Below are 17338 nucleotides of genomic sequence, written 5' to 3' on the forward strand. Positions count from 1 at the left end.
CAACCTCTCAACCTCTCAACCTCTCCCCCTCTCCCCCTCTCCCCCTCTCAACCTCTCCAACACCACCACGCCCAGCACATCGACCGGCCACTGCGCCTCGACGGTGAGGTCGCGCACGCGCAGGCGCACGGCCTGGCGGATGCGTCTGTGCGCTTCGGTCAGTTCGCGGGCGCGGGCTTCGACGCGGGTGCGCAGAGCCGCTTCCAGGGAAGAATAGGCGTCGAGGGTCGCGGCCAGGATGGCTTTTTTCTGTTCCAACGGCAGGTTGGCGTCGGGCCGGGCCTCGGCCAGCAGGCGCAGCGCTTCGGCTTCGGGCAGCCAGTGAGGAGCGGAGGCCTCGCCGGTGTACGCGTAGACGCGCACTTCCTCGGAGAAAAGCGGCGCGCGATCGGGGATCTGAACGAGATAGCGCACGCGCACAAGGAGCAGGACGGTGGTCTGCGTCACGCTGCGGGTGGCGATCACGCCTCCGCGGGCTGCGTGCGCGGCCCCGCCTTGGGTGAGCGCCTCTTCGAGCAAAAAGCGCGCCAGCGCGGCCACGAAGGGATGGTTGCGGCCCAGGTACTCGGCGCCTTCGGGGGTGGGTGATTGAAAGCTCACCCGCCACCAGCCGTCCTTGCGTTGAGGAAGGGCGAAGCGGACTGCGTCGGGCAGATGCCCCGTCGCCGCCGGCGACACATCGATCCCCCACACCTCTCCCCCTCTCCCGCTCCCTTGCGCTCTTCCTCTCCCCTCTTGCTTGATCACCATCCCCAGGCGCTGCGCCGCCTCCAGCAGGAAGGTGCGCACGGCCTCCGGGTCGCCGAGCACGGCGTCGGCGGCCTCCAGCTCGCGGCGCACTGCGTCGGGCTTCAGGCTGCGCTGGGCGAAGCGCGTGCGCGTAATCTTCTCGCGCTCGGCGTCGCGCTCCCAGCGGCGATGGAGCGTCTGCACCTCGTCTGGCGTCAAATCGAGCGCCAGCTGCAGGCCGCCCCCCTGGTAGCCTGCGCGCAGGAAGAGGGCGTTCAACACCGCTTCGGTCACGCTCTCGCTCTCCGCCGGCGCTGGCACGTAGGTGCCCAGCGCCTTGTAGATTTGACGCGCCTTGTTGAGCAGCACATCCAGCACCACCCCGTCGACCGGGTTGTCGGCGCCGTAGTAGCGGATCACGCGCACTCGTTTCGCAGGCTGCCCATACCGATCGACGCGGCCCTCCCGCTGCTCGAGACGGTTGGGATTCCAGGGCAGGTCGTAGTGAATGGCGGCGGTGAATTTCTCCTGCAAATTGACGCCTTCGGAGAGGCAGTCGGTGGCGACCAGCACGCGCGGACGGTCGGCGGAAATCTCCTCGATGCGGGCGCGACGCTCCTCGTCCGCCTGCCGGCCGGTGATGCAGGCCACCTGCGCATCGGGATGCTTCGCCGACAGGCGTTTCCGCAGCGCGTCGGCCACGTACTCCGCGGTCGCCACGTAGCGGCACCAGACGATGGGATGATAGCCCTCGGCGAGCAACCCCTCGACGCTCTGGATCAATCCTTCCAGTTTTGTATCCTGGCCGGGTTGCAGCAGCGCCGCGGCAAGCTTGCTCAGCGCGCGCAATTTACGCCGTTCTGAATCGGGCAGGGTGGCTTCGGCCTCTGCGATGGGCGTGGCGGGCTGTTCGTCGTCGGTGCGCCCCTGATCGAACTCGAACACAAAACTGCGAAAATCGATCTCCTCCTCTCCCGCTCTCCCGCTCTCAAGCTCTCCCGCTCTCCCCCTCTCCTCCTCTCCCGCTCTCAAGCTCTCCCGCTCTCCCCCTCTCCCATACCGCGTCTCCAGCGCCGCCAGCGCCGCCGCCGGGCTGGACATCACGCAGCGCAGCAGCGCCAGCGCGCCCCAGTAGCGCACGCGACGCTTGCGCTCTTCCAGACGTTGGCCGGTGCGCACGATCTCGGCGCAGAAGGCGTACGTTTCCTCAAAAAGCTTGCGGTAGGCGGGGGAAAGGCGATAGCTCTGATCTTCGGGGATGCGCTCCGGAAAGCAGGATTCCTGCTCCCAGTCGTGTTCGATGTCGCGGCGCGTGCGCTGGACGAAGCGCTGCGCCAGCTGCGTCAGGCGCTCTTCGTTCAGGGCGTTGACATCCCACGCGCCAAAGCGCGGGTCGAGCAGCCCCAGCAGCGAACGAAAGGCCGACTCGACGCCGCTGTGCGGGGTGGCGGTGAGCAGGATAAGATGGCGGTTGGGGTCTTTGGCGACCTCCTGCAGGAGCTCGTGGCGCTGCTGCTGGCTCTGGTTGGACGCCATGGCCGCGCCGTGCGCCTCGTCCACGATCACCAGCTCGGGCGCATGCAGCAGAAAGGCGTGACGGTTGCGCTCGCTCTTCACCCAGTCGATGCTGATGACCTGCACCGGGTAGTGCTGGTAGATCGTGTGCGTGGGCGGCTTGTTGCGCTCCAGCTGCCCCAGCGCGCCGGCGCGGATGACCACCGCCTCGTGGAAGTTGAATTTCTCCGCCAGCTCTCGCTGCCACTGATCGCACAGGTAGGGTGGACAAAGCACCGCCAGACGCCGAATTTCCCCGCGCTCCCACAGCTCGCGGGCGATAAGCAGCGCCTCGATGGTCTTGCCCACGCCTACGTCGTCGGCAATGAGCATGCGCACAGGGTCTAGCCGCAGGGCCATCAGCAGCGGGACAAACTGATAGGTGCGCGGGCGGATGGAGATGCGCCCCAGCGAACGCAGGGGCGAAGCGCCCTCGCGCAGCGTCAGCCGCGCCGCCTGCCAGAGCAGATGGGCCGCGGTTGCATCGGCGACGTCCTCCGGCGTCGGCAGCGGGAAGTGCGCCGGCTGGAGGCGTTCCTCCGGCAGGGTGTAGGCGAGCAGGTCGGTCAGGCGGCGGTCCAGCGCCAGCGTCTCATCGACTGCGCCGGTCAAGGGCCGGAGGACGTAGCGGTTGGGGTCTGGATCGGGCAGCAGCACCCAGTAGCGTTGGCGAACTCGAACAATGGAGCCGGGATTCATGGCGATGATCCTTTGCTTTCATCCTTCGGGAAGCTTCACCGCTTTTCGCAAAATAACATGAAATGATCCCCCGATGCAATGCACGTTCGTCCTACCTGCGCACCAAAGGCAGGTGGACCTTGCGCTCGACCGCAAACTCGGCTGCGACTTGCTGATCGCCGATCATGAGGATGGTGCAGGTTGACGCAAGTCCGACGCATTCGCCGCGCCAACCCACAAAGATCATTCCCGAGGCCGGCTGCGCCATCAAGGTGAGCGCAGCGCGCGTCGACAGCTCGAAGGTGCAAGCTTCTGCACACTGCTCCTCGGCGTCTTCATGCTCAAAGCGGACGAGCCCCTCGCCTTCACCGATCACGGTGATAGTCAATGTGGAGGTCGGCGGCGCAAAGACGGCGAGGGCGCTGCGATCTGCGTTCATGAAGAGCGTGCAGGGATCGTCGAACACGGCGCAGTCTCCGCTGCGCCAGCCGGCGAAGATCGAACCCGGCTCGGGCGACGGCGTGAGCACAGAGGCGACGCCGCCCTCCACCTCCTGCAGGCACGGCGAGTCTTCCGTGCAAAGCAGGTCGCCCGGCGTCACCGTCACGGAGCCGCGCCCCGTGCTGCGCACCTCCAGCGGATAGAGCGGCGCAAATGGAGCGGCTGTCTGGACCGAGCCAAATTGCGAGCGCACGGTGATCGGGCCGACCACTGCGCCTTGGGGGACCGCCGCCGTCAGTTGGCTGTCGGAGACGACGGTGAAGCTGGCCGGCGCGCCGGCGAACTCGACGCCGGTCACGGCGGAGAAGCCGCTTCCGGTGAGCGCGACGGAGGCGCCGACGCGGCCACGCGTGGGTGTGAACTCGCTCACGGCGAGCGGCGCAACCCATTCACCGATCCATGGAGTGAAACGCGAGACGCGCGTGTAGACCCCATACTTATTCGGTTGGGCGCAGCCGTAGCCGAAGCTGACGATGCCCGCCTGTTTCCAGCCGCCGGCGCCGTCGGGAACGATCAAAGGGCCGCCGCTGTCGCCCTGGCAGGAATCCTTGCCGCCCTCGGCGTAGCCTGCACAGAGCATATTGGCCGTGACGCCGCCGCCCAACGCCGCGTTGCAGGTCTGGTTGGAAACCACCGGCGCCGAGACCTTCTGCAAGATGGGGGAGATAGGGCCATCCTCCTCGATGGCCCCCCAGCCGGTGACGGTCGCCAACGCGCCGGGTGCAGCCAGGGCGTCGTCGGCGGGGCTTTGCAGCAGCCGAATCGGCGCAACGCGGTCGTTCAACGTCGCCGGCGTCTGCAGACGAAGCAGCGCCAGGTCGCCGTCCAGGGTGTACGGATTGTACTGTGGATGGACCAGGATCTGCGCCACGCTTCTGCGCTGCTCGGAGGGTTCCCAAACGCGCAGATCGTGCTTGCCCAGATATACGGTCACCAGCCAGGTCGGTGCGACGTTGCCCTCTTCATCGGTGACGCAGTGCGCTGCGGTCAGCACCCACTGAGGCGCAACCAGCGAGCCGCCGCACATAAAATTGTCGATCGTGAGAAACGCCTGCCAGGGGAATTCTCCAGGCGTTGCGTCTTCGCCGCCGACGATGTCCGGAGCGGCGCCGCTCTGTGCGTAGACACGCGGCGCGGCCAAAACAAAGGTCAGGCAGAGGATCAGCCCTCCGGCGAGCAGCACTGTCCTCACCCAAACCGTCCAACGAGGAAAAGCCGGTTTCTCATACATCATGGACGCGCTCCTTTCGGCGAATGAAATGCAGAACTCTCGATGACCTCTCGACTGTGCAGGCTCGCCAGCACGACGCCCTCTCGTTCGACGCGGGCGAGCGTCGGCTTGGTCGCCGCCCATTCCAGCTGGGAGGCGTATTCTGGAATCTTGTCGTTGAAGGTGGTCTGCCGGCGTTCGATCAACGCATAGTCGGCGTCGTCCAGCCCACCGTAGTCGAAACGCACTCCCGCATCGTCGTAGAAACTCCCCCATCCCCAGGGGCGCAACACGACCAGATCGCGCTCGAGCAGCTTATACCGCTGATAGTAGTAGAGGACGTCCCAACTGTTCGGCATCACCCACAGCTTGCTGCCGTCGGGCAGGCGGTTGAGTTCCGGCAGGAAGGAGCCGTAGGTGCTGGCGAAATAGATGGTCTCCATGTTCCACTGTTTGGCCCCGCGCACGCCGCCGATCAGCTCGTTGTAGTACGCAAGCTGAAAGGGATGGAGCGTCCAGCCAGCCCAGGCGCCCGGCGCCAGGAAGAGGGCGCCCAACGCGACGCCTAGCATACTGCGAGTGGTTCGCAGGCGGACGGACGCCCAACGCCAGAGCCGTTGAAACCCTTCGCCCGCCAACACGGCGAGATGCACAAACGCAGGCAGCATCAGGCGCTCCTGATCGTGCAGCGTAGTGAAAGGCAGCGCATAAAAACCCAGCACGGTCAGGAGGCCCAGCAGATGCAACCCGGTCCATGCATCGGGCAGCCAGGGATTTTTGCGAGGGCTGCGCCAGCCGGCCAGGACGCCGAGCCCTGCGCTCAGCAACAGCGTGGCTGGCGTCGTGACGGCCAGCAGCACAAAGGGCATGTGCCAGGGAGGGATGGTGTACAGTTGACCCGCATACCACTGGCGAATTTCGTAATGCTGTCGGAAGAATCCAACCCAGTTGAGCAGGCGGGCGACCGGGTCCATCCAAATCCACGGCCACCCTGCGATCAACACCGCCAACGTCGCGCCTGCGCTCAGGCCGAAGATCAGCCAGCGCCGCCACGAGGGCCGATAGAGCAACAGCCAGAAAGCCCAAAACGGCCAGAGCAGCACGGCCGTAATCTTGGTGAGCAGCGCCAGCCCTGCGCCCAGCCCGATCCCCAAAGCTGCGCGCAGGCCGGGTTGCGGCTGCCGCATGAAGTAATAAAACAGGACGGTCGCCAGCAGCCAGAAGACCGTCACCGGATAGTCCAGCACAGCGAGATGCATGTGAAAGAAAAGGCGAGGCATGGCGAGCGCCGCCGCCCCCGCAAAGACGCCGGCGCCGACGCCTCGCTCACGCGCCACCCACGCCGTCAACAGCGCGATGGAAAAGGCCGCCAGCGCGATGGCGCCGACGCGATGCGTGAGCGGCGCAGGAAGCCAGGCGTGCGTCAGCGCCCATCCCGCGCCGGTGACGAGCCGCGTCAGCGGCGGATGTTCGTTGTTCAGCCCCCAGCCCACGCCAAACGCAACTTGCTCAAAGGCGGCGGCCGGGCCGTCCCGCCACAGCGTCTGAAACCAGCGCATCGCCTGCTCCGCCGCCTGAATGTTGATCGGTTCGTCCCAGGTGACGCCGATCTGCGGCGCGGTGAACAGCAAAAGCCCAAAGGCGAGAAGCCCCATCGCCAGACCGATGAGCGCCTCTGAACGAGTTGCTCTGGGCGAAGATGGGATAACGGTGAATGCGTTCATGGGTACACTTTCACTTCCACTGCATCATCTGCAAAGGGGAGCACAGCATGGAGTACAGGAAGCCGCCTACCGGTGTTCGGGTCGTACATGCCCACCAGCAGGCGAATCGGACGGCGCAGCGCGGCTTGTTGGAGCGGAATACGATAGTTGTCATCAAAAATGGCTCCCGGCATCCAGGATATAGTCGGGGTTTCGCCTGCGTCGGGCGGCTGGTCCCACTGTCCGACGATTGCGCCGTCGGCGTTCACAATATGAAAAAAGACCGTGTAATCCTGGGCGATGACCGTTTCGGCGTGCCAAAGCAGCGTTGCGTGCAGCGGATTTTGGATTTGCTCAGGCAGGCGTGCGCCGATCAGCTCGACGCCCTCGGCAAATTTGGCGAGGGGAACGAGGTCGGCGCCATTACAAAACCAGAGTTCCACGCCTTCCGCCTGTCGCCGCTGAGGGCAGAGATTTCTCTCTTCCAGGTAGGTTGAAATTTCGCTCCCCTCCGCCCCTTTTCGGACAAAAACAAATGGCTCTTGCCTTTCCGCCAACACAGGAATCGGCTCGAAGCGTCCCGGCAGGCCGCCTGCAACGATCACCTGCTCCGGCGCTTTCAGCAACGGACGCATCCGCCGGGCGAGCGTCAGGTCGGCGAAAATCACCGGAGTGCGGCCCTCCATGGCGTCAATCGTCAGGATGGCGGTGCGCAGCGGCGTCGTCACCAGTCTGCCGGCGGTGTAGGCCTTCAGGAAGTTAGGGATGTTCCAAAGCAACGCCATGGCCATCGCCGCCGACGCTAGCACAGGCGCCCAACGCCGAGAACGAGAAGTGGGGCGAAGCAGCATCCACCCCAGGTCGACGGCGACCATCGCCAACACGCCTGTACGTAAGAGCACAATCAGCCAGAGGATGCGGGTGTAATCCACTTCGATCAGTTGCTGAAAGGCTGGCGAATAGTCGTTAGGGCCGATCAGGTTGAAGTAAATCGGGTGTTCGGCCAGCGTCAGTGCGCTCAGCGCCAGGGCGTAGATTAGCCCGCGCGCCGATGGCCAGACCAACACTAGAAACGGCAGCAAGTAAAGCGCATACTGAGGATTCCACGCAGGGTAGGCCAGCAACAGAACCACATAGGTCAGCGCAGCAAAGGCGATGACAACAGCGTCGCGGCTTTCAGAGGATGCCGTTTGCTGGCGCCGCCAGACCAGAAAAAACATGACAGCGCCAACGGATAGCCATCCCAGCCAGATTGCACCTTGCGGGACGCTCGCTTCATACAGCCCCACTTTGGCCCCGGGGTCGAACGGATCGCCGACAACTGCGCCAAGGCGGGTGAAGCCATCGGCCAGCGCATAGACGGTGCTCCAGCCGCTGCGCTCCACCAGCGAACGCAGCGAAGCAAGGGTCATCGTTGGGCCCAGCAAGTAGGCGTACGCATAGACGCCGAGCAGCACGGCTGCAGCTGCGAACGCTGCCAGCGCAACCTCGTGTCGGCGCAGCCTAGTCAACGGTGCAGCCGCCAACGCTGCCAAGGGGACAAGCTTCCACGCCGCCCCAACGCCGGCAACTGCGCCGGCCAGCAAGGCGCCTCCCGGCGAGGGAAAGTAGAGCAAAATCGTGAGTGTCAGAAAAATCGTCATCACTGGCGCCGCGTCGAACCAACCGCTGAGCAGATACACAGGCAGGAACAGCCCTGCGTACAGCCAGGCTGCGCGCAGCGCATTGACCCTATGCAGCCGCCTCGCCAGCGCATAGAGGCAGATGAACGTCGCCGTCTCGGCGAGCGTCATGGCCGCGCCGAAAAACACCGCATACCAGAGGCGCTCATCGTCCCACAGCGGCAAGCGCTGCGCCAGTGCGTCGATCCAGACGCTGAACCAAGCGAAAAGCGGCGGATACTCCGACCAGTAGTCGCGATAGGGCAGAAAGCCGAAATCCTGCCAGCTTGCGCGCGCCTGATAGTAGATCAAATCTGTGTAGTCGCGGATGTAGCCGCCTGGACGCATGAACCAGACCGAAGCTAGCCGAAAGCTGAAAAAAGTCATCAACAACAGAAAAAAGTCGCTGTGAGACGTCCAACGACGTCGCCACATAGCTGTTTGCATCAGAAGCAAGGACTTCAGATACGTCACCCTCTTCTCCATTTCTACTCTGCACTTCTCCAACTCTGCGCATAGCGCATCCACAGTTGCCTGCAGACGCGACCGATGCTACGATGGACTACCGTCCGTCACAGCGTTATCGATGCGCTCTGACGGTTTAACGCCTGCGACGTCGCCTACTGTAGCGCAGAGTCCAGCGATTGCCCAAAACTGTCGAGGATGTAAGCAGAGGCGTTGATGCAACAATGAAAGAGATGGAAGCGGCAAAAGGAGAAAAACAAGGCGAAAACGCAGCCTTCTCCGGCGCACGGGGCCAGGACGACCGTCAAGTGCACCGGCGCGCAGAGGCGGATTCTGCGCAGACGCCCTCCGCCCTGCCGCCTGTGCTGGTGGGGCTGGCCTGCGCCGCCTTGCTGGTCACGGCGGGCGGACGCACCTTCGGCTTCTATGAATGGTGGGCCTTTGCGTTTCTGGAGTTTGTTCCGGTTGGTCTGCGCTGGGCGGCCGGCGCGCTGGTGGCGGCGGCGGCGACGCCCTTCGCCTACGCACAATGGCGACGCCATGAAGCGCAGCTGACCTGCGCTCTGGAGCGCGTCGCCATCTCGCTCTGGCCGGTCACGCCTCTCCTCATGCTCGCCTTCTGGCTCTTTCGCGAACGCACCCCGCACGGCGATGCGCTCTACAAGCTCGACCTGTTGACGCACACGCCGTTGAACGAAAACCCCTACGTCTGGAAAGAGCCGCTCAACAGCCTGGTGGAGTACGGCATGACGGCGGCGGTGCAGCCGCTCGGCTGGGGGCCGGAGGAGGCCGTCGCCCTGGCCAGCGTGCTCGCGGGGGGAGTCTTCGTCGTCGCAGCCTGGACGCTGGCGCATTGGCTGTCTACGAAGCTCTGGCGTCGCATCGCCATCGTCTGGGCGCTGTGGGCAAGCGGGGCGAGCCTGCTCTGGTTTGGGCACGTGGAGAACTACAGCGGGTCCACCGCCCTGGCGCTTGCTGCGCTTGCGCTGGCCATCGGACATCTGAACGGCCGCGCGCCGCTGTGGGCCGTGGGCCTGGTCGCCGGCGCGGCGGTGAGCTTCCATCCTCAGGCGACGTTTGCGTTGACTGCGCTGGCGCCCCTCTTGCGTCGCGCGCAGTGGCCGCGCCAAGTCGCTGTATTGGCCGTGAGCGGCGCCGTCGTCCCTGCGTTGACCGTTTTGACAATGGGGCTGCTGAAGGTTCCATGGCCTGCGCTTGACGGCGGCTTCGCCGGCGATTCCCAACTCTTCTGGACGCCGGCGCAGGCGGTGGCGCCGGCGCAACTTTCCGACGCGCTGCAAAATTTGTGGCTGATTGCGCCGCTGTGGCCTTTCTGGATCGGAGGCGGCGCAATCGCAGCATTCAAAATGGTGCAGGACTGGCGCCAACGTCGGAGAGCCGAAGCGTCGCCTCGCGAGTCAAACCGCCCGCCCGAAACGCAGCGCAACTTCACAGCGGCCGACTCCACGCGCAAACTGCTTGTGCTCATGGGCGCCGCCGTCGGCCTGCTACTCTATTTCTTTACCTTTCAAAACGATCTGCCGCGGCCCCAGGACTGGGATCTCTTCGCCATCGCCGGCCCGCCGTTGGCGCTGTGGGGCGTCTGCGCCTGGTTTCTGGTGATCGATGGCGCGCCCTCTCTACGCACGGCGTGGACGCTGCGCCAGATGTTGGTCGTCGGGCTGCTCTTCGCCGGGAGCTATGCGCTGTTCTGGGTGGGCGTCAACCACGCCTACACCCTGCTGACGCCCGACGCTGCGCAGCGCGAACGCTACGCCCGCTTTCGGCTGCTCGATCTCACCGAGCTGCTGCCCCAGGCGACCGTGACGCCCGACGCGCCCATCTGCGCAGAGCCGGTGGGCTGCGAACGCGTCATGCTCACCGAATTCATCATGCCGCACACGGGCGACGCTCGTCCTGTGATCTTCGCCCATGCGCCCGCGCAGATCGCAATTCCCCTGGATGTTCCGAAAGAGCGCAGCTTTCTCTGGCTCAGCCCGGCGCTCGACCCGCAGGCGTGGGGCTGGGGCGGCGACGGCGTGACCTTCATCGTGCGCGTGCGCACCGCCGAAGGCGAGCGAACTCTGTGGGAGCGACACGCCACCCCGGTCGATCCGGCCGACCGCGAGTGGCTGGAGGCATGGATCCCGCTCGACGACTATCGAGGCCGGCGCATCGACCTGATCCTAGAGACGGATCCCGGCCCTGCGGGGGATGACGCCGCCGACCGCGCCGGATGGGGCATGCCCTGGCTGATGCGAGGAACGATCCGGCGATAAAAAATCAGGCAGTCGTTCGCAACCGTTCGACAAAAGCGGCGTGCGCCTCGCTCTGGAGCCCCTGCTGCAGCGTCGCCAGCAGTCCGGGCAAATCCTGGCGCCACAACGCGGCGACGTCGAGCCAGAGGCCGGGGAAGATTTCGCTGCGCAAGACGCCGTCCTCGCCGGGCGTCAACTCGACGTACTCTCCCGCGCGCAAAACAAACCAGTGAACCGCCTTTTCCCAGGTCAACACGACCAGATATTCGGCCACGCCGCTGCGAGCGTAGGCGCGCTTTTTGTCGTGCATGTCATAGTTGGCGCTGGTGGCGGCGACTTCGATGATGAGCTCCGGAGCGCCTGCAATGAAATCGTCTTCGTCGATGCGTGAACGTCCGCCCAGAGCGGGTTCGAGGCGCAGCAGAATGTCGGGCTGCACTTCGTTGAGGTTGTCGAGACGCACAGTGGCGTTGTCGCCGCCCTGCACGCCCGGGGTGGCAGCCAGGTAGACGCCGGTCCAGGTGACGAGCCGATGGCGGGGATCGGCGTGACCGGCGAACGTGACCGGCGACGGCGTATACACCACTCCTTCGATCAATTCTGCTTTCTTGATGGGGGGTTGGCATCGATAGCGGCGTTCAAACTCCGCGCGCGACAGACGGTCGCCCGCCATCAGCGGCGGGACATCTTGAGAAAAAGTTTCTCGGCCTCGCTCGAGCGTCTGAACAGCCATGCCCGGCCTCCTTTCGTCACCTCGTGGCTCTGGTGTACGCCCCCCAATGTACCACGAGATGATTTTCGCGTAAACTTATCTGTGCACTCCTCGCTGCTACACTCGCTCCGGCGTGCGCCGCAGTAATTGGAAAATTTCCCGTTCGCCGAGCGCCACGTAGACGAGCGCATAGACGCCTGCGCCGACGCCAATGCCGACGACGACGAACAGCGTCTCCGGCAGGTGCATCTGGCCCAGGAAGCGCACGGTGAGCGCCATCGCCAGCGCCGCGGCGACGATGCGCCCCAGCGTGCGCGCCAGTTCGCCGCCGGCGATGCTGTGGAAGCGCCTGCTCACGCCGTAGAAATAGGCCAGCGCCAGCCCGGCGGAAGCGAGCGAAGAGGCCCACGCCAGCCCATAGACGCCCAGCGGCCCCACCAACAGCAGGCTGAGCGCCAACACCGCCAGCATCCAGAGCACGCTGGCGATCATCGGCGTGCGCGTGTCATGGCGGGCGTAGAAAGCCAGGGAGAGGATGTCGACGCAGGAATCGCCGATCAGCCGCACGCTGAGAATGGCGACCAGCGCAAAGACCATCGCCAGCGCCTCCCCATCGAGCGCCTCGCCGGGAAAGAGGAAGTGCATGGCCGGCATGCCCAAGGCCAGGATGCCCACGGCCGAGGGGACGACCAGAGAAAGCGCTGCGCGCAGGCCGCCGGTCACGGTGTGCTGCAGGCCCCGGAGATCTCGACCGTTGTACTGGCGGGCCATGGTCGGGAAGATCACCGTGGCGATGGCCTGTGCGAAGAGGCCGCGCGGCATGTAGGCCATGATCAACACCGCATAAAAATAGGCGGACATGCTGCCCGTCGGCAGCCCAGAGGCCAGCCGCACGACGATCAGGTCGGCGGCCTGGATGGCGCCCATCGTCACCAGCCGCGGCCAGAACAGATGCGCCAGCTCGCGCATCCCTTTGCTGCGCAAAGCCAGCGCAGGCCGTGGGCGGACGCCCAACCGCCATAGGAAGGGGGCTTCCACCGCCAGGATCAAGAGGGCGCCGGCCACCAGTCCCCACGCTGCGCTGAGTATGCCCAGATAGGCCGAAAGCGCCAACACCCCAACGATCTGACCGACGTCGATGAGCACGGTGCCGAGCGCGGGCGCCAGAAAATGATTGTGCGACTGCAAGATGCTGGCGTAGATGCTCCCGATCGCATAGACCCACATCGCCGCCATCAGAATGCGCACCAGGTCGGCGGTCAACTGTTGTTGCGCCGGCGGGAAGCCCGGCGTCAAAAGATGCGTCGTCACCCAGGGCGCGCTGTAGAAGACGAGCCCGGTGACGATCCCCATCCCCACGACTGTGAGCGTCACCACCGTGTTCGCCAGCCGTTCGGCGCGCCGGCGGTTTTTCGAGGCCAGCTGCGCCGTGTAGACCGGGATGAACGCCGCCGCCACGGCGCCGCCCGCCAACATCGTCACCAGCAGCTCCGGCAACTGATAGGCCGCGGCGAAGGCGTCCGCCTCTTCGCCGATCCCGAACAGCCGCGTCATCAGGAGCAGCTTGACGAAGCCGGTCAGCCGACTGAGGCCGTAAAAGGCTATCACCAGGATGGAGGAGCGGAAAAGAAAGCGCGCGTCAGCCAAGATGAACACCCAATGCAGCGAAGGTGACGGACAGCCTGGGACGCTCAGGACAGCGCAGACGGACGTCGTGGAATGAAACGCCCGTCTCCTGGTGCGCCCACGTACTGCTCATCCTCGACGATGACTTTGCCGCGCAACAGAACCGTGCGCGGCCAGCCGCACACCTCCATGCCGTCGTAGGGCGTCCAACCGGCGGCTTCGTGCAGCGTCGCCGGCGTAATTTTTTTGATGCGCGCGGGGTCGAAAATCACAATGTCGGCGTCATAGCCAGGGGCGAGCCGACCTTTGCGCGTTAACCCCATCCAGCGCGCCGCATTGGTCGAGCAGACCTCCACCCAGCGCTCCAGCGTCAGCAGCCCCTGGTTGACGCCGAAATGATGCACCAACGACAGGCGAGCCTCGATGCTGGGCACGCCGCCGGGGATGCGCGTGAAGTCGGGCTGCTGTTTCTCCTCGAACGTCCAGGGGCAGTGGTCGGTGCTCACCACTTGCAGCGCATCCTGGGCCAGCGCGTGCCACATGGCGCGGTTGTCTTCGACCGAGCGCAGCGGCGGCGCGCAGACGTACAGCGCGCCGTTCGGCCCTCCAAGATGCTCCTCGGCGTTGAGCAGCAGGTACTGTGGGCAGGTTTCTCCCCAGATGTCGATGCGTCGGCTGCGCGCCTGCAGGATCGCCTCGACGCTTTCCTGACAGCCGACGTGAAAGATGTAGAGCGGACAGCTGGCCAGGTCGGCCAGCTCGGCCGCGCGATGGACGGCGGAGGCCTCCAACGGCGCCGGCCGCGTATAGGCGTGCCAGATCGGCTCGACGTGCCCTTCGGCGAGCGCCTCGGCGCGCAGATAGTCGAGCACAGGGCCGGTCTCGCTGTGCAGCACCGTGCGCCCGCCCGCCTCGCCGACTGCAGTCAACGCGCGCAGGAGCGCCACGTCGTCCAACATCATGCCCTCGTACGCCTGATACATTTTGAAACTCAGGCAGCCGGCTTCGACGACGGCCGGAACTTCCTTCAATCCATCCGCCGCATTGGCGTGCCAGGTGGGAATGGTCATGTGCAGGCCATAGTCGATGGCGACCTTGTTTTTGGCTTCTTCCTGACGCAACGCCAGCGCCTCGAGCATCGACTGCCCGGGCTTCGGCTCGACGAAGTCGATGATGGTGGTGACGCCGCCGCAGGCCGCAGCGATCGTGCCTGTCCGGAAATCGTCGGCGCTCACCATGCCGGCCAGCGGCATCTGCAGGTGCACGTGAGGGTCGATGGCGCCTGGCAAGACGTAGCAATCGGTCGCATCGATCTCGCGGCGCCCCTGCAAAGAAAGACCGACGGCGGCGATCTGCTCTCCGTCGATCGCCAGGTCGGCCTTCGTCACGCCATCGGCTTCGATCAACAGCCCGTTGCGGATCACAAGGTCAAACATGCTTCACACCCATTCCTCTCTGCTCGCATTCAAAACCAAATGGTCGGCGGCGCAGGCTTCTGGCCGCCAGGAGGCGCTGGCTTATGGTTGTCTGCAAAATTATCCGGTTCATCCGGCGCATCGTCCTCCCACGGCGGCGCATCGTCCACACCCTGCGCCTCGGCGTCCTCAAGATCGTCCTCCGCCTCCTCATCCCATCGCCGCCCGCCTTCCTTGGGCGCCTCTGCGTCGATATAGCGGAGCGGGCTCCGCGCGCTCCCCGGCTCGCCGAGATACTCCCGCCCACGCACGCCGCCCAGGTCCGGCCCGAGGACGCCCGCTTCATGAAGCTGCTCGATCAGCCGCGCGGCGCGCGTGTAGCCGATGCGCAGTTTGCGCTGCAACAGGTTGACCGAGCCGCGGCCATGCTCGCGCACGATGGCGACGGCCAGGTCGAACAGTTCATCGCGCGCCTCCACTGCTCGCAGCTGCTCGATCTGCTCAAAGAGCGACGGTTGATCCGATCGAGTTGGGCCGTCCGCCGGCGGCTTCTGCGCCGGCTCCAGCGCCGCCGGCGCTGGAGCGGGGCTGGACGACGTCGCCTCTCGCAGTCCAGAGGCCTCAGAAAGGTCAAGCGACGGCAACGTTGCGCCTTCCAGCGTGCGGATTCTGCGCCAGTAGTTGACCAATCGCCCGATCTCCTCATCGGTGACCATGGCGCCCTGAATGCGCTCTAGCTTCGATGCGTCCGGCGCCATGAAGAGCATGTCGCCGCGGCCGAGCAGTCGTTCGGCGCCCGGGATGTCGAGGATCACGCGGCTGTCGGTCTGGCTGCTGACGGCGAAAGCGATGCGCGCCGGGAAGTTGGCCTTGATCAGGCCGGTGATGACGTCAACGGAAGGGCGCTGCGTGGCGATGATTAGGTGAATCCCCACGGCGCGCGCCATCTGCGCCAGCCGGCAGATGTGTTTTTCCACCTCTTCCGGCGCCGCCATCATGAGGTCGGCCATCTCGTCGACGATCACGACGATGTAGGGCAACGGTTTCTCGCCGTTCTTTTCGAGATAGGCGTTGTAGCGCACCAGGTCGCGCGCGTTGGCCTTGGAGAAGAGCGCATAGCGGCGCTCCATCTCCTTCACCGTCCAGAAGAGCACGCCGGCGGCCTTGTCCACGTCGGTCACGACCGGGCTGAGCAGGTGCGGGATGCCGTTGTAGACGCTCAGCTCCACCATCTTCGGGTCGATCATCAGCAGGCGCAGCGTGTCGGGCGTGTGCGTCAACAACAGACAGGCGATGATCGAGTTGATGCAGACCGATTTGCCGGAGCCGGTGGCGCCTGCAATCAGCAGGTGCGGCATGCGCGTCAGATCGGTGATGATAGGCTGGCCTTTGACGTCCTCTCCCAGCGCGATCGGCAGGATGCGCTTTTTCTCGGCGAAGGCCTCGCTCTCCATCAGCTCTTTGAGGCCGACGATGTTGCTGGCCTGGTTGGGCACCTCGATGCCGACGTAGTTTGTGCCCGGGATCGGCGCCTCGACGCGCACGCTGGGCGCAGCCAGCGCCAGCGCCAGATCGTTGGCGAGCGCGGCGATCTTGGCCACCTTCACCTTGACGCGCTGCACCTCATTGCCGACCTTGCGCTCCACGTAGCCCGGCTTGATCAGATATTGCGTCACCGCCGGCCCCTTGTAGGCGCCCTCGAAGTCGGCGGGCACGCCGAAAAGCGCCAGCGTCTCCTGGATGAGGCGGCCCTGCATGCGGATGTGATTGTCGTCGTCGGTGACGCGGTCGTAGTCGGTGAGGATTGCGTCCAGCGCCGGCAGTTTCCACTCCTGTGCGCCGCCGACGATGCGCGGCGGTCGCAGCTCTCCCTCGCCGATCGGCTTGGTCAACGGCAGGTTCGGCCCGCTTTGGCGAGAGGCGGCGGGCTTCGACGCAAGATTGCGCTCCTGGGCGCTCGCCTCTGAGGGCGAAGGACGCAGAGGCGTCGGACGCACAAGCGTCGTCTCTTCAGGAGGCGCGAAGCTTCGCTCCGAGGGGGCGGAGGGCGCAAACAGACGCTTCCACCATGGCAGGTCGCCGCCGGGCAAGGGGGTGATCGGCTGCCCCGGCAACGCCGCCGTCGGCGTGCGAGCGACCTCTCGCCGGGCGCTCCACTCCTGCAGCGCCCGCCAGGCTTCGAGCAGCCGGTGATCGAGCAGCAGAAAGACGCCCGTCACCATAAGAAATGTGACAAACGCCCAGGCGCCCGCTGCGCCGACCGATTGCTGCAAGGCGTCGGCCAGAAACCTCCCGACCAGCCCTCCCGCATCTCCTCGCTGCGCCATCTGGGCGCGCAGCTCCGGATCGACGAGCAACGAGATGGCGGTGATCGAGGCGAAGAACAGAAACGCCAGGCCGGCGGGACGCTGCCAGGGCACATCGGGCATCTGGTCAATGGCGCGGATCACCATCCACAGCCCCCAGATGCCCAACACAAGGGGAACGCCCCAGGCGCCCCAGCCGAAAAGCGAACGCAAGAAGTCAACCCACCCGCCGGTGAGCTGGCCGCGATTGGCGGTCAACAGACTGAGCAGCGTGAAGACCGCCAGCAGCGCCAACAGCGCGCCGCCGACCTCCGCGCGAAAAAGCGAGCGGGCCAGCGCTTCAACGCCGCCGCCCGGTTGCCGTCTTTGCCCCAGTTTTCGATTCGACCGCTTCCGTCTGGTTGATTTACTCGCCATCTTGCGCCTGGAAGACGAACATAAGTTCTGATTTATTATACCATGGATGGACGGGACGCAACAAGCCAAAAAAAGCTTACATGCTCCCAAGCGCAGATGCGCC

Annotated in this window: 9 protein-coding genes; 1 reads left to right on the forward strand and 8 read right to left on the reverse strand. The window is 65.2% G+C overall.

Translation table 11 applies throughout. The features are described 5' to 3' along the window. Positions 1–15: 15 nt before the first annotated feature. The 4 genes from Q0367_RS11835 to Q0367_RS11850 form a co-directional block, all read right to left on the reverse strand. Positions 16–2982: a helicase-related protein gene (locus tag Q0367_RS11835; RefSeq protein ID WP_298982432.1), complete on the reverse strand. Its 2967-nt coding sequence runs from the start codon at positions 2980–2982 to the stop codon at positions 16–18. 91 nt (positions 2983–3073) lie between these two features. Further along, entirely contained in the window at positions 3074–4696 is a 1623-nt protein-coding gene (locus Q0367_RS11840; protein ID WP_298982434.1) for a serine protease, read from the reverse strand. Beyond that, entirely contained in the window at positions 4693–6396 is a 1704-nt protein-coding gene (locus tag Q0367_RS11845; protein ID WP_298982436.1) for a glycosyltransferase family 39 protein, read from the reverse strand. The genes Q0367_RS11840 and Q0367_RS11845 overlap by 4 nt, the downstream gene beginning before the upstream one ends. Further along, complete coding sequence (locus Q0367_RS11850; RefSeq protein ID WP_298982438.1) at positions 6393–8510, reverse strand: hypothetical protein; 2118 nt, start codon at positions 8508–8510, stop codon at positions 6393–6395. Before Q0367_RS11850 ends, Q0367_RS11845 begins: the two co-directional genes overlap by 4 nt. A 224-nt stretch (positions 8511–8734) precedes the next feature. Here Q0367_RS11850 and Q0367_RS11855 point away from each other — a divergent pair, with 224 nt between their 5' ends. Further along, the gene (locus Q0367_RS11855) at positions 8735–10780 is read left to right on the forward strand and encodes a hypothetical protein (RefSeq protein WP_298982440.1); all 2046 of its coding nucleotides are present in this window, start codon (positions 8735–8737) and stop codon (positions 10778–10780) included. A gap of 4 nt (positions 10781–10784) precedes the next feature. Here Q0367_RS11855 and Q0367_RS11860 read toward each other — a convergent pair whose 3' ends face one another. The 4 genes from Q0367_RS11860 to Q0367_RS11875 all read right to left on the reverse strand — a co-directional run bounded on the left by Q0367_RS11860 (position 10785) and on the right by Q0367_RS11875 (position 17235). Continuing rightward, positions 10785–11492: a Uma2 family endonuclease gene (locus Q0367_RS11860; protein WP_298982442.1), complete on the reverse strand. Its 708-nt coding sequence runs from the start codon at positions 11490–11492 to the stop codon at positions 10785–10787. A gap of 96 nt (positions 11493–11588) precedes the next feature. Next, positions 11589–13118 (reverse strand): murein biosynthesis integral membrane protein MurJ, encoded by a 1530-nt coding sequence (murJ, locus tag Q0367_RS11865; protein WP_298982444.1) that lies wholly within the window; start codon positions 13116–13118, stop codon positions 11589–11591. 44 nt (positions 13119–13162) lie between these two features. Then, on the reverse strand, positions 13163–14533 hold the full coding sequence (gene hydA, locus Q0367_RS11870) for a dihydropyrimidinase (protein WP_298982447.1): 1371 nt from the start codon (positions 14531–14533) through the stop codon (positions 13163–13165). A gap of 29 nt (positions 14534–14562) precedes the next feature. Next, complete coding sequence (locus tag Q0367_RS11875) at positions 14563–17235, reverse strand: DNA translocase FtsK (RefSeq protein ID WP_298982449.1); 2673 nt, start codon at positions 17233–17235, stop codon at positions 14563–14565. Between the last annotated feature and the right edge of the window lie 103 nt (positions 17236–17338).

It is taken from the genome of uncultured Caldilinea sp., assembly GCF_937128415.1.
GTDB lineage: Bacteria > Chloroflexota > Anaerolineae > Caldilineales > Caldilineaceae > Caldilinea.